Origin of the sequence: Flavobacterium sp. AJR (assembly GCF_002156885.1) — a bacterium.
In the GTDB taxonomy this organism is placed as follows: domain Bacteria; phylum Bacteroidota; class Bacteroidia; order Flavobacteriales; family Flavobacteriaceae; genus Flavobacterium.
Genome location: NZ_NCWQ01000060.1, coordinates 23,627 through 36,982, shown reverse-complemented (window position 1 = coordinate 36,982; position 13,356 = coordinate 23,627). Strand labels below are relative to the sequence as shown.

13 protein-coding genes are annotated in these 13,356 nt (G+C 32.9%); 3 read left to right on the top strand and 10 right to left on the bottom strand.

Going from position 1 to position 13,356, the window contains the following annotated elements; translation table 11 throughout:
- Positions 1–174: 174 nt before the first annotated feature.
- Both B8T70_RS15785 and B8T70_RS15780 read right to left on the bottom strand, forming a co-directional pair.
- On the bottom strand, positions 175–1,410 hold the full coding sequence (locus B8T70_RS15785; protein ID WP_086895447.1) for an ABC transporter permease: 1,236 nt from the start codon (positions 1,408–1,410) through the stop codon (positions 175–177).
- Between the two features lie 103 nt (positions 1,411–1,513).
- The gene (locus B8T70_RS15780) at positions 1,514–2,008 is read right to left on the bottom strand and encodes a YkgJ family cysteine cluster protein (RefSeq protein ID WP_039112934.1); all 495 of its coding nucleotides are present in this window, start codon (positions 2,006–2,008) and stop codon (positions 1,514–1,516) included.
- 74 nt (positions 2,009–2,082) lie between these two features.
- Here B8T70_RS15780 and B8T70_RS15775 point away from each other — a divergent pair, with 74 nt between their 5' ends.
- Together B8T70_RS15775 and B8T70_RS15770 are read left to right on the top strand one after the other, a co-directional pair.
- Complete coding sequence (locus tag B8T70_RS15775) at positions 2,083–2,790, top strand: bifunctional 2-polyprenyl-6-hydroxyphenol methylase/3-demethylubiquinol 3-O-methyltransferase UbiG (RefSeq protein ID WP_086895446.1); 708 nt, start codon at positions 2,083–2,085, stop codon at positions 2,788–2,790.
- 17 nt (positions 2,791–2,807) lie between these two features.
- Positions 2,808–3,350 (top strand): YfiT family bacillithiol transferase, encoded by a 543-nt coding sequence (locus B8T70_RS15770; RefSeq protein WP_086895445.1) that lies wholly within the window; start codon positions 2,808–2,810, stop codon positions 3,348–3,350.
- A gap of 157 nt (positions 3,351–3,507) precedes the next feature.
- Here the strand turns inward: B8T70_RS15770 and B8T70_RS15765 are convergent, their stop codons facing one another.
- The 7 genes from B8T70_RS15765 to B8T70_RS15730 form a co-directional block, all read right to left on the bottom strand.
- Positions 3,508–4,140 carry a 7-carboxy-7-deazaguanine synthase QueE gene (locus B8T70_RS15765; protein WP_039112931.1) on the bottom strand — a complete coding sequence of 211 codons (633 nt, stop codon included), beginning with the start codon at positions 4,138–4,140 and terminating at the stop codon, positions 3,508–3,510.
- Between the two features lie 101 nt (positions 4,141–4,241).
- Positions 4,242–5,909 carry a tetratricopeptide repeat protein gene (locus tag B8T70_RS15760; RefSeq protein ID WP_086895449.1) on the bottom strand — a complete coding sequence of 556 codons (1,668 nt, stop codon included), beginning with the start codon at positions 5,907–5,909 and terminating at the stop codon, positions 4,242–4,244.
- A 16-nt stretch (positions 5,910–5,925) separates the two neighbouring features.
- On the bottom strand, positions 5,926–6,846 hold the full coding sequence (locus B8T70_RS15755; RefSeq protein WP_086895444.1) for a PstS family phosphate ABC transporter substrate-binding protein: 921 nt from the start codon (positions 6,844–6,846) through the stop codon (positions 5,926–5,928).
- A gap of 232 nt (positions 6,847–7,078) precedes the next feature.
- Positions 7,079–7,873 (bottom strand): energy transducer TonB, encoded by a 795-nt coding sequence (locus B8T70_RS15745; RefSeq protein WP_035617235.1) that lies wholly within the window; start codon positions 7,871–7,873, stop codon positions 7,079–7,081.
- Positions 7,874–7,912: 39 nt separating this feature from the next.
- The gene (locus B8T70_RS15740; RefSeq protein WP_086895443.1) at positions 7,913–8,467 is read right to left on the bottom strand and encodes a biopolymer transporter ExbD; all 555 of its coding nucleotides are present in this window, start codon (positions 8,465–8,467) and stop codon (positions 7,913–7,915) included.
- Positions 8,468–8,486: 19 nt separating this feature from the next.
- Positions 8,487–9,098, bottom strand: coding sequence for a biopolymer transporter ExbD (locus B8T70_RS15735; RefSeq protein ID WP_039112927.1), 612 nt, complete (start codon positions 9,096–9,098; stop codon positions 8,487–8,489).
- A gap of 46 nt (positions 9,099–9,144) precedes the next feature.
- Positions 9,145–9,966, bottom strand: coding sequence for a MotA/TolQ/ExbB proton channel family protein (locus B8T70_RS15730; RefSeq protein ID WP_035617242.1), 822 nt, complete (start codon positions 9,964–9,966; stop codon positions 9,145–9,147).
- A gap of 379 nt (positions 9,967–10,345) precedes the next feature.
- Here B8T70_RS15730 and B8T70_RS15725 point away from each other — a divergent pair, with 379 nt between their 5' ends.
- Positions 10,346–11,860: a helicase HerA-like domain-containing protein gene (locus B8T70_RS15725; protein ID WP_039112926.1), complete on the top strand. Its 1,515-nt coding sequence runs from the start codon at positions 10,346–10,348 to the stop codon at positions 11,858–11,860.
- 71 nt (positions 11,861–11,931) lie between these two features.
- On the opposite strand, the gene B8T70_RS15720 is transcribed toward B8T70_RS15725, so the two are convergent.
- Positions 11,932–13,269: an NAD(P)/FAD-dependent oxidoreductase gene (locus B8T70_RS15720; protein WP_039112925.1), complete on the bottom strand. Its 1,338-nt coding sequence runs from the start codon at positions 13,267–13,269 to the stop codon at positions 11,932–11,934.
- Positions 13,270–13,356 lie beyond the last annotated feature (87 nt).

Genomic DNA, 13,356 nt, shown 5'->3' with positions numbered 1-13,356 from the left:
GGTTTTGCTAGGTTTCGCGCAAAGTCACTAAGGCACAAAGTCTCTTTTATTGTCTTTCTTATGGGAGTTTTGTTGTGTTTTGTATCTCCTAGCCCTGATAGTAGCGAAAATCCTTGTCCTTTTTTCTTTAAAAAGGACAAGATTGTAGCGGATAGCAGGAAATAGCTCCTGAAACTATTCGAATCGTATTGCTTTAACTGGAGAAATCTTCGTTATTATATAGGAAGGAATCAATAACACTAAGAAACAAACTGATACCGTAAGCAGATTTACTAACAATACATATCCCCAGTTGAGATAAACCGGCGCTTGGTTAACATAGTAGTTTTCTGGATTAAGCTGAATCACTCCAAAATGCTGCTGTATCAACAATAGCGAAATCCCAATAAGATTCCCCCAGAACAATCCTCTTAATATAAGGTAAAGTGCATTATAAAGGAAGATTTTACGAATGACCCAATTATTAGCTCCTAATGCTTTTAGGATTCCGATCATTTGTGTACGCTCTAGTATTAACACCAATAATGCCACTACCATATTTATTGTTGCTACAATGATCATGATAGCAAGAATAACTATAATATTAAAATCGAAGAGTTGTAACCAATCAAATATATAACTGTATTTTTCGATTATGGTTTTAGTATCTAGCGTTGATGATGTTTGCTGATAGATTTCGTCTCCTGTCGTTTTTATATTATCAAAGTCTTTTAAGAAAACCTCAAATGCTCCAACTTCGTTTGGAGCCCATTTATTAATACGTTGTATATGGCGAATATCTCCTATTATATAGCTAGCATCGAAATCCTGAAATCCTGAATTGAAGATTCCTGCAATTTTGAATCGGCGAACATTTGGTAATTTATTCTGATCTTCTTTTATAAAGAAGGTATTAAACTCATCTCCTACTTTTAGATTTAATCTATCTGCAAGAAATCTCGATAATAACACTTCTTGATTAATTGCTTTGGAATAATCCGGAAGCCTCCCGTCGACTAAATACTCTTTTATATTATTCCAATCATAATCGGCACCAACTCCTTTGAATATTATTCCTTCGAAAGCAGTTTCAGTTCTTATTATTCCAGCTTTACTGGCTATTGCCTGAATATGACTTACCTCTGGAACAGAAGTAAACTTAGGATAAAAGTCTTGCTTTTTGGAAATCGGACTTAACGTTACCTCGGATTGGTTATTATCGTAATTAGAAATAATTACCTGACCATTAAAAGCGGAGACTTTTTCGCGGATTTTTTGTTGCAATCCAATTCCGGTTGCTACTGAAACCAACATCATTATTATTCCGATTGCAATAGCCGAGATTGCAATTTTTATAATTGGTGCTGATATACTGCTTTTATAATCCTTTGCAGTAATAAGTCTTTTGGCTATAAAATATTCTAGATTCAAAATTGATAGGGTTGTCTTATAATATGTTCAAAAATACGGTTTAATAAACAAACATAAATTACTCGTAAAAACAATTACGAAATATTTAAGCCTAAATAGCCTCTTATAAAGGTAAACGCTTTTTCATTGCTTCGACAATATTAAATGCCGCTGGACACATTGCAACGTTTTTAAGCGTTAAATCAGAAATTTGCTGGAATTTTTTACGATCTGTATGCGGGAACTCACGGCAGGCTTTTGGGCGTACATCGTAAATCATACAATAATTTTCATTATCCAGGAATGTACACGGAACACTTTGCAGAACATAATCTTTATCTTCATCTATACGCAAGTATTGCTCGATGAACTGTTGCGGCTTTTGTCGCAAATGTTTTGAGATACGCTCGATATCAGCATCCGTAAATAATGGCCCTGTCGTTTTACAACAGTTAGCACATTTTAAGCAATCTGTTTTTTTGAATTCTGCGTCATGCAATTCTTGCATTACATAATCTAAATTCTTAGGTTGTTTCTTTTTAAGCTTATCGAAATACTTTTTGTTTTCGATATGCTTATCTTTGGCTAACTTATTTAAGTTGTTTAAAATTTCTTTCAAGTTTAATTTTTAAAGTTGATTTGCAAAATTAAACAACTTTAAACTTGAAACCTTAAACTTTGAACTAAAATACAATGAAAGACCTTTTTGGGAAAGCAATGCTAGATTTCCAGACCAACAATTCGCCTGAGGATTTAATTACCGAAACCACTATTTCTGAAGCTGACGAAATGAGCGTTGCTTATTTGTTTCGCTCTTTTAAAGAGATGCCAAAACTGGAGCAAAAAGCATTAGAACTTGCCAAAGGAAAAACACTAGATGTAGGCTGCGGAGCAGGAAGTCATAGTTTGTATTTACAGAACGAAAGAAAATTAGACGTAACCGCTATAGATATTTCGGAAAAAGCAATTGAAACCTGCAATCTCCGTGGTGTAAAAAATGCCAAAACACAAGATGTACTAACTATAGATGGCGAAAAATATGATACAATTATATTATTAATGAATGGTGTTGGCATTTTTGGAAAACTTCAAAATTGCAATAAATTTTTATCAAAGCTAAAATCCCTTTTAAATCCTGGTGGACAAATCTTACTAGATAGCTCGGACATTATATATATGTTTGATGAAGATGAAGATGGAGGAAAATGGATTCCATCGGATACTGAATATTACGGTGAACTCGTTTTTAATATATCTTACAAAGGCGATAAAGAATCTGCTTTTGACTGGTTATACTTAGATTACAATACACTCCAAAATGCAGCTGTCGCTAATGGTTTTAAATGTGAACTTGTTTTAGAAGGCGAACATTATGATTATTTAGCCAAACTTTCTATTTAAAAAGTAAAACTCATAACATGGAAAATTTAGATTTAGAAAAATTAAAATATCCTATCGGAAAATTTATAGCTCCTGAAAATTATTCTCCTGATTATATTTTAAATAAAATTGAAGAAATCTCTTCTTTCCCCGAAAGACTAAAAAAAGAAGTGATTAATTTATCCAACGAACAACTTGACACTCCTTATCGACCGGAAGGTTGGACGGCAAGACAACTCATTCATCATTGCGCCGAAAGCCATATGAATTGTTTTATACGAATAAAATGGGCTTTGACTGAGGACAAACCAATAATAAAAGCTTACCACGAGGACCTTTGGGCTGAATTACCCGATAATTTGACAATGCCTATACAACCAACTTTGTCTTTACTGGATGGTTTGCATTTTCGTTTAGGATACATCATGAAAAGCTTATCTCAAGCAGAACTTGAAAAAACTTTTATTCACCCCGAAAATAATTCTATAGTTTCTATCAAGCAAATGATAGGAACGTATGCCTGGCACGGTAATCATCATTTAGCTCACATTACAGCTCTGAAGAAACGCAAGGGATGGTAATTATATTTGTTTTCCTAGCTAAACTCAAAATGAAAACATTTTACACAGCTTGTATACTATTTATACATATTGGTTATCATACATAATTAGCGACAAAAACCAAAGCCTCTTCATACATGAAGAGGCTTTGGTTTTTGTAACATATAAATATCCTTGATTAAGGAATATTCAAATATTTATGTGTTTGAAGTGATACTCTCCATTTCGGATTATTCATGACATACTCTACAATAAGAGGAGTCATTTCTTCTTTTTTACTCCATTCCGGCTGAAGAAACAATATTGCTTTTCCGTTTACTAGTTCGGCTTGTTCTTCGGCAAAGATAAAATCATGCTTATTGTAAATAATTACTTTTAATTCATGTGCATTATCATAAACTGTTTGCGTTGGCAATTTATTCTTTTTTGGAGAAAGACAAATCCAATCCCACGTTCCTGTAAGCGGATAAGCTCCTGAGGTTTCGATATGGACTTTTAGATTTTTATTTTTTAATTCTGTCGTAAGTACAGTCATATCCCATGTTAATGGCTCTCCACCTGTAACAACAACTGTATCAGCATATTTACTTGCATTATTTACAATTAAATCAACACTTGTAGGCGGATGCAATTCTGCATTCCAACTTTCTTTAACATCACACCAATGACAACCTACATCACACCCTCCAATACGGATAAAATAAGCTGCTGTACCTGTATGAAATCCTTCTCCCTGAATCGTGTAAAACTCTTCCATTAAGGGTAACATTGCACCTTTATTTACTTCTAATTGTATTTCTTTTGATAACATTACTAAATTTTAAAGTGCAAAGATAGTCAATAAAAAATGGAACAATAAAAAAACCGATAATTCAAAGAACTATCGGTTTTAAAATACTAAGAATCTTTATATTATTTTAAAGTATTCAAAGATTGTGTAGCATAAGCATTAGTAGGATCCAATGCTAAAGTTTTGTTGAAATACTCAATTGCTTTCGCTTTATCTGTATTTGCATAACTTGCTGCGATGTTATTGTAAGCCTCTACGAATTTAGCTTTAACTGCTGGTTTAGCAATTTCTTCAGCTCCTTTTTCAGTAGATTTTGCAATATAATCTTCGTAGTTTTTAGTCATTGCCTCATCATTCTCAAGCAATCTGTTTGTTCTTGCTCTATAAAGGTAAGCCTCTTGATAAGTTGGTGAAGCTGTAATTACATTTACAAATGCAGCATCTGCTTTTTGTAAAGCAATTGCATCTGGCTTAGTATTAGCTTTGTTGTTATCATAGTAGATAGACAAACCATAATAAATATTATCATCTAAATAAGTTGCAGACTCAGGAACTTTTGTACCAAATTCAAAAAGTGCTCCTGATTCTTTGTATAATTTTTTACCAAACAATACTTTTCCAAGATCACCTAAATCCTGAACCGCTAAAGGCTCCATTGCGATAGCTTTTCTAATCTCTACCAAACCTGCTTCGAATGCAGCTGGATCAACTGAAGTACCTTCAGCATTTGTTCCTTTTTTGATTTTAGCAAAACCTAAATACAAATAATCTTTTGCAATAATTTTATTTTTAGGATTTTTCACATAATCCTCTAATGATTTGATAGCAACATCTACATTACCATTTTCATATGCAGCATATCCTAAATATCTGAAGATTCTAGGGTTTACTTTATCCAATTCGATCATTTTGTTTGCCTCAACTTCTAAAGCTTTATAATCTTTTACAAGAATTAAAAAGTCTGCATGACGCATTCTTGAATGTATAGAATAATCCGTAAGCGTTAAATATTTTTCATAGCTAGTAATAGCTTTTTGCATATTCTCTTCTGACTTAGAAGGCTTGTTTCTTCCCCATTTGTAATATGTTTCAGCTAATTCTCTGTAAACAGGACCATAATTAGGATCTAATGCAATAACTTCATTAAAAGATTTAATAGCTTCATCGTAAGATTTAGCTCCTTTTAATAATACTCCTAGTTGCATTTTTGCTCTCAACAATGTTGGATCTGCTTGGAATGCATTACGATATGATTTGTAAGCTTCGTTTTGATTGTTGTCTCCATAATATGCATCTCCAAGTGCTAAAAGTACTTGAGCATTTTGTGGATCTACTGCTACCGCACGATTTAAAGAAGTTATAGCACTTTTGTAATCTGGATTAACAGAATTCATGTATGCTTTACCGATATAGATAAATTCCTCTACATCTTTTCTTTTCATTGGCTTTATAGCTGAAGCAAAATTAGCCTGAGCTGCAGTTGTATTTTTATTATCTAAATCTAATTGACCTAAACCAATATAACCAAGATTAGCACGGCTAGATGCAGCTGTACTATTAAGGTAATATATTTTTGCAGAGTCAGCAACTTGTTGACTTAAATAAATATTACCCAATATAAATGGAGCTTCACCATCAGTTGGTTTTGCTTTTATAATTGATTGTAAAACTGATTTTGCTTTTTCAAATTGCTCTGCATCGATAGCTTTTTTAGCTTGACTTATGTCTTGTGCATAAGTTCCAGCAGCTGTAGCCATTAACGCAACACTAAAAATTTTAAATTTATTCATCTCTGTTGTAATTAATTTATTCTTTTTCGTTAATAATTTCACTTCTAACATTGAGTTTTCTTCCAGGAACACGTATTGGTAACAATCCAGATTTTAAAACTATTCTTTGTCCAATATCGCCTCCTACAAAAGAAGCAAACCCAATACCTAATCCTGAGTATCCTTGACAATTGATAATATACAAATCACGTGCCAAAGGATAAGTACCCTCTGCTATATTGTTTTGAGTTGGAGCAACAAATTTATTACTAGTAAGACCTTTTACGCTCAATACATTAACTTTAGCAACAAAATCTTTCATTTTAGGAGATGGTTGTGACAACCAATTTACTCCTACAACTCCTACCATTCCTTTATTCTCAGATACAAATTTAATTACTTCTTCATTTGTTTTAAATGAAAAAACTCCTTCTTTAGGAATATCTTTAGTTCCTGCCAAAGTTTTTAAATAGCGCACTGTACTAGAGTTTGGATTATCAAAAACTAATCCTTTGATACTTGCTTCGGGTTTACCTTGCATTAAATTAATCACTGTTTTCAACGCAATTAAAGTATCATTATTGTCTTTGTTTGAAATAAATGCAATTGCATCTGTAGCAACTGGCGTTACTCTAGGGGCAATTTTCTTTTTATTAAAAACTTCTCTCTCTTCTTTTGTCAAATCTCTTGCTGTAAAAGCAACAGTAGCTTTTTGATTTAGTAAATCATTAATAAGTTCCGCTTCTGATTTTGGCTTTATAGCAATTTTTGCATCATAAGTGCTTTCAAAAATAAGCACCTGATCCTCAACAATAGGAACCAACGTTTCATCTACAGTAATATCCATAGATCCTTTTAGTATTGATTCTTTGTCTACTTTACTTTTATCTTTCTGATTACAAGTAATAAACAATAAACCAAACAATACTAAAAACAAAACTTTACTATTCTTTAGCATAACTAATCAGTGTTTGAATTAAAAAACCTCACAAATCTTATAAACGAATATACGATTAATAATATACCAAAAGCAACTCTATATTTAAATTCCATTGCAATTGGTAAAGCTTTCCAAAAAATAATTACTAAACCTATTACAAAATACATTAGAAAGAAGAACATTCCTAAAACAAGAAGAAATCGCTCTTTTAGCGATTTCTTCTTAATATTATCAAGCAGTTTCTTCAACATTAGTCTGCAGATTGAATAGTAATAGGAAGAGAGTATAATACCCTAACTTTTTTACCATTTTGCTCACCTGGATTCCATTTTGGACATTTCTTTAAAACTCTAATAGCTTCGGTTCCTGTTCCATAACCAATATCTCTTAAAACTTTAATATCTGTTAACGATCCATCTTTTTCAACTACGAAAGTAACATATACTTTACCTTTCAATCCTTCTTCTTCTGGAGTTTTATAGTTATTACCTACAAATTTGTAGAATTTTTCAATCCCTCCAGGGAATTCAGGTTTTACTTCGATACCTGCTGTGTTGTAAATTTGTGTATCTTCTTCTACTACTGCAGCTGTTCCTGTACCTACTGGCTCAACAGTTAATACTGCATCAGGATCTCCTTTAATAGTTTCAGCACCAATTTTTTTCTCTTTAAGCTCCACTAATTTTGGCGGCTCTTCAGTTACTTCATCAGCTTTTGCTACAACTGGCTTCACGAACTTCACTTGATCCACTTTTGGAGGTGGAGGTGGTGGAGGCGGAAGATTTGGTTTTACCTCCTCTTTTTTAGGTGGTAATTTTACAGTGGTAATCTTAATATCCTTACTTGCCTCATCTGCTTTAGAATCTGGCAAAAGGCTTGCAATAACTGGCGCAGCAACAGCAATTGAAAAAATAACTGACCCAACGATAAGTGCTCTTACCGTAGTTTTTGTGTTAGATTTTCTTAACTCATATGCACCATATATCTTATTACGCCCTTCGAATACGATATCAAGCCACTGGTTTTTTATAATATCTAATTTCATTTTTCTTGATTATTAGGGTGTTAAAAGATAAGATTGCTCTTATTTTTTCTCTACCAATTTTGTTTCCTCTGGTGTGAAATCATTAACGATTGCATAGGTTTCCACTCCAGTAATAGCCATTTCATCCAAGATATCAACCAAATTACGGTAACTAGATTTTTTCGTAGGTTTTATAATTACGATAATTCCGTTTTTTGGTTTCCCAATTCCTGCAGAATATTCTAAAACAGATTTTTTTCTGCTTACTAATTCTTTACGGATCCCGTCTTTCCCATAAGCAATATCTTTAGGTCCAGCGATAGGAGTTGCTAACAATCCCATGTAATAAGTTAATTTATTATCAGGTCCCAACAACAAAGTCATAGTACGATTTTCATCAACCTTGATTTTTTGATCCTGGTCTTTTTCCTCTTTATCTGGCAACCCCAAGTTCATCGATTGAGGCTTTGACAACGTTGTGGTAAGCATAAAGAATGTGATTAGTAAGAAAGCTAAATCCACCATTGCAGTTAAATCTACTTTTGAGTTTTGCTTTTTACTTCTTACTTTACCACCTTTTCCGCCTCCACCGCCGTCGGTATTTAATTCAGCCATTTTAGTGTATGTTTTTTAATTAAAAGTCTTTTCCTCTCAAACCAGTAACTAAGCTAAAGGTATTGATTTTTTGATCTTGCAAGATGTCCATTACTTTATGAATCGCAGGATACTCTTCTTTAGCATCACCTTTTATCGCAAATTGTAATTCTTTATCAGCAATTTCAATATTTGCAATACGCGCATTGTAAATCCATTCTTTTAACTGATTATCTAAAGAATCTTTAGGAATACCAGGTTGATCAGCTTTACTTCTATCAGCCGCTTTCATGTCAATGATTTGCTTTAAACTTGTAATTGGAACTCCAAATCCTTCCATTAGAGCAAATTCAGTTTTATCATTGTCAGAAAAAGCAACACCGTATTTCTCACCCATTAGCTCCAAAGTTCTTTTACGAACTTCTCTTCCTTTTAAATCAAAAAATACTTTTCCTTTTCCTATTGTAAGTGTAGCTAAATCCGTTTCAGGTAATTTAGTTTGTACAGTAGATGAAGGCGTGTCTACAGGAAGTGCCTCAGGCACTTTTGCAGTAGCAGTCAAAATAAAGAATGTCAACAAAAGAAATGCAACATCACACATGGCAGTCATGTCCGTAGACGTTGACTTTTTTTTCATTTTTATTTTTGCCATTATCTTTTATTTTAAATTTAGCACAATAATCATGCTAAAAAATTATTTATTGTTTTAAACTTCCTCTAAAGTGTCTGTAAGTATTTACGATTGTAGTACCTGCTTCGTCAATAGAATAAGTTAAATCATCAATTTTAGATGTAAAGAAGTTGTAAGCAATAATAGCAAAGATAGAAGTACTAATACCAGTTGCAGTATTTACAAGTGCCTCAGAAATACCATTTGCAAGTGCAGCTTGGTCAGGAGAACCTGTAGAAGCTAACGCGCTAAATGCTTTAATCATACCAGATACTGTTCCTAACAATCCTCCTAATGTACCTAAAGATACTAATGAAGAAATGATTGTCATGTTTTTCTCTAACATTGGCATTTCTAATGAAGTAATCTCTTCGATTTCTTTGTGGATAGTTTCAGAAGCTTCTTCACTGTTGAAACCTTCTTTTTTAACTTCTTGATATTTAATTAAAGCTGATTTAATTGCATTTGCAACTGAACCTTGTTGTTTGTCACAAGAAGCGATAGCTGCATCAATGTTTCCTTCTTTAATGCTTCCTTGTACACTTTTCATGAATTTATCTAAGTTTGCTTTTCCAGCAGCTTTAGAGATAACTGTAAATCTTTCAATAGAAAATACGATAACCATTAATAACATACCTAACAAAACAGGAACGATAATACCTCCATGGTAAACCATACCTAATATATTCAACGGGTGCCCTTCAACTGTACCACCTTCAAAATTCGATGGAGAACCCATTAGGAAATTCCAAATACACCAACCCACAAAAATACATGCTGCAATAATCAATCCTGACACCATTCCTCCGCCATTTGAAGTACTTTCCTTTTTAACTTTAACGTTTGCCATTTTTTTTAATTTTAATAGTTTTAAATAATTTTTATTTTTTAGTTATAATAAACTTGTAGTGCAGCAAATTTATATTTTTAGTTTAAATAAAAAAACTTTTTTCAATTTAATTCCAATTAATTTAACCTTAAAACAAAAAATATCTAATTGAATTAATTGTATTTTAAATAAAATCGAAGTAAAAAAATAATTATTTATGATAAAATTTACAACGATTTAGTAAAAAGCAATGCAATCTCTCAAAATCTTCATAATGTGTTAAGAAAATATTTTTTATTATTATTTTTAACAAAATTAGTTTTTTTTTACGCTAACATAGCTAAATTAAACGTTTTAAGAAAAAATCTATACCTTGCAACTGAATTAATGTTACATAAATATGAGCCAAAAAGACGAATTTATTCAAAGTATAAATGACGGTTATCAAACCAAAGGGGAAAGTATTATTCTTGGTGGAGCAATTTTCGATGGGGAACCTCTAAATGCACACGTAAAAATCCCATTAAAAACATTAAACCGTCACGGATTAATAGCTGGAGCGACTGGAACTGGAAAAACTAAGACGATTCAGGTACTATCTGAGCAACTTTCATTAGCAGGAATCCCTGTTTTAATGATGGATATTAAGGGAGATTTTAGTGGTATTGCCAAAGAAGGTGAAGAAAAGTCTTTTATTACCGAACGTCATGCAAAAATCGATATACCTTATAATATATCCCAATTTCCTGTAGAATTAATGTCTCTTTCTGAACAAAGCGGAGTTAGATTACGTGCTACAGTTTCAGAATTTGGACCTGTTTTATTCTCTAGAATATTAGGTTTAAATGATACTCAATCGGGTGTTATTTCGGTAATTTTTAAATATTGTGACGATAATAAAATGCCTTTATTAGACTTAAAGGACATTAAAAAGGTCATTAATTATATTACCGAAGAAGGAAAAGATGAAATCGCAGCCAGCTACGGCAAGATATCTACAGCCACAACTGGAACAATTCTCCGAAAAATAATCGAACTGGAACAACAAGGAGCAGATATCTTTTTTGGTGAATTATCATTTGAAATTGATGACTTAATGCGCATCGACGAAAACGGAAAAGGATACGTAAATATCATTCGCTTAACGGATATTCAGGATAAACCTAAATTATTCTCGACTTTTATGTTGAGTTTACTTGCCGAAATATACCAACAAATGCCCGAAAAGGGAGATGTTGACCAACCTGAATTAGTCATTTTTATAGACGAAGCGCACTTAATTTTCAACGAAGCTAGTAAAGTATTGCTAGAGCAAATTGAAACTATTGTAAAACTTATTCGTTCAAAAGGAGTTGGAGTTTATTTTGTAACTCAAAACCCAATGGATGTACCAAGTGGAGTTTTAGCACAGTTAGGTTTAAAGATTCAGCATGCTTTAAGAGCTTTTACAGCAAATGACAGGCAAGCCATCAAGAAAACTGCCGACAACTACCCTACATCTAAATATTACAAGACAGATGAGCTGCTTACAAGTTTAGGTATAGGAGAAGCTCTGGTTACAGCCTTAAATGAAAAAGGAGTTCCAACACCATTAGTAGCCACTATGATGCGAGCACCAATGAGTAGAATGGATGTATTAACAGAAAGTGAAATTCAGGAAATCAACCAGAAATCAAAATTGGTTAAAAAATATAGCGAGGTAATCGACCGTGAAAGTGCTTACGAAATATTAACCAAGAAAATTAGCGATGCCGAACAAGAAGCTTCTTCTCGACAAGAAGAGAAAACTTCTCAGAAAACGAGTAATGAACCAAGTACTGCAAGCGTAGTTGGCAAATCAGTACTAAAAGTAGTAACCAGTGCTACTTTTATAAGAGGTGTATTTGGCGTTTTATCAAAAATGTTCAAGAAGTAAATTCTAAAAATGAAGAAACCCTTTTAATATAACATTAAAAGGGTTTCTTCATTTATATATCTAACTATATCTTATTTTAATAAATCAAGGATCTTATTTTCAACAACTGGACTATCCCAAATAGCTTCTATATTTTCCATTCTTAAAACCTCTTCCATAATCGTATTCTGAAAATCTCCTATTGCCAATGCTTCGGCATAAGGGCGATCACTAAAAGTAACACGACTATAAAGCGGAATCCATTTATCTGGATGTTTATCTGAAAAAGCTTTTTCTATCTTTTTTTGTAACAAGAATTTTTCATCAGCCGTTTTCGTACTCATTTCCATAAAATTGCGATACGAAAGTTCTGCAATTGCATCTGCATTTGGTTTACGAGAAATTTCATACTCAGAGAAAATCTTTTTCCAATCATCTCCATATTTAAGAATCATCTCATATAAAACCGTGATATCTTCAAAACCAGCATTCATCCCTTGTCCATAAAAAGGAACAATAGCATGACATGCATCGCCAATTAAAGCAATCTTATCACTATAAGTCCAAGGAAAACATTTCATAGTTACCAATGTACTTGTAGGATTATTAAAGAAATCTTCGGCTAATTTTGGTATAACCTCAATAGAATCCGGGAAGTTTTTCTCAAAAAAGTCTTCAACCTGTTTTCTATCTGTTAGCGAATCAAAAGAATTTTCTCCTTCAAAAGGCATAAACAAAGTACACGTAAAACTACCATCCAAGTTAGGCAATGCAATAAGCATATATTCCCCACGTGGCCAAATATGAAATGAGTTTTTATCTAGTTTATGAGTAGCATTAGGATTTGCCGGAATATTTAATTCCTTATATCCCATATTCAAGAATTCCTGCGAATAATTAAACATGCTTTGGCGTTGCATACGATGACGAATTCTTGAAAAAGCACCATCGGCTCCAAAAACCATATCGTATTTTTTCTCTTCCCACTCCCCTCTTTCCGTATCACCAATATGTAATGTAGCATCGCTTAAAGTTACATCCCATATTTTTTGCTCAAAGAAAAAATCCGCTCCGGCATTTTCTGCCAAATCAATCATTTTACGATTTAAGGTTCCTCTCGAAATCGAATAAATACTTTCGCCTTCTTGTCCGTAATTCTGAAAATTAAGTTTATCAACCAAATGTATGGCTCGCTTATCCATCGGAATAGCAATTTCTCGAACAGCATCTCCTACACCAACACCATCTAGTGCTTTCCAGCCTCGATTAGACATTGCCAAATTTATCGATCGTCCCGAAAAATTAATTTTACGAATATCTGGGCTTCGATCATAAACATGAACTTCATGACCTTCCTTTTTAAGATAAATTGCCAACAATGAGCCAACCAATCCAGAACCTACAATAGCAATTTTAAGTGGAGTTTGCATCAAAAAAAAATGTGATTATACGCTCGTAAAAATAAGTATATAATCTATAGAATAGGCTATAAATCAAAGAAATATTTGGGCGTGCCC

What these genes read in the sequence shown, in the direction of transcription:
- B8T70_RS15775 (WP_086895446.1), top strand. Translation starts at nt 2,083, where the DNA reads ATGAAAGACCTTTTTGGGAAAGCAATGCTAGATTTCCAGACCAACAAT.
- B8T70_RS15770 (WP_086895445.1), top strand. Translation starts at nt 2,808, where the DNA reads ATGGAAAATTTAGATTTAGAAAAATTAAAATATCCTATCGGAAAATTT.
- B8T70_RS15765 (WP_039112931.1), bottom strand. Translation starts at nt 4,140, where the DNA reads ATGTTATCAAAAGAAATACAATTAGAAGTAAATAAAGGTGCAATGTTA.
- B8T70_RS15760 (WP_086895449.1), bottom strand. Translation starts at nt 5,909, where the DNA reads ATGAATAAATTTAAAATTTTTAGTGTTGCGTTAATGGCTACAGCTGCT.
- B8T70_RS15755 (WP_086895444.1), bottom strand. Translation starts at nt 6,846, where the DNA reads ATGCTAAAGAATAGTAAAGTTTTGTTTTTAGTATTGTTTGGTTTATTG.
- B8T70_RS15745 (WP_035617235.1), bottom strand. Translation starts at nt 7,873, where the DNA reads ATGAAATTAGATATTATAAAAAACCAGTGGCTTGATATCGTATTCGAA.
- B8T70_RS15740 (WP_086895443.1), bottom strand. Translation starts at nt 8,467, where the DNA reads ATGGCTGAATTAAATACCGACGGCGGTGGAGGCGGAAAAGGTGGTAAA.
- B8T70_RS15735 (WP_039112927.1), bottom strand. Translation starts at nt 9,098, where the DNA reads ATGGCAAAAATAAAAATGAAAAAAAAGTCAACGTCTACGGACATGACT.
- B8T70_RS15730 (WP_035617242.1), bottom strand. Translation starts at nt 9,966, where the DNA reads ATGGCAAACGTTAAAGTTAAAAAGGAAAGTACTTCAAATGGCGGAGGA.
- B8T70_RS15725 (WP_039112926.1), top strand. Translation starts at nt 10,346, where the DNA reads ATGAGCCAAAAAGACGAATTTATTCAAAGTATAAATGACGGTTATCAA.
- B8T70_RS15720 (WP_039112925.1), bottom strand. Translation starts at nt 13,269, where the DNA reads ATGCAAACTCCACTTAAAATTGCTATTGTAGGTTCTGGATTGGTTGGC.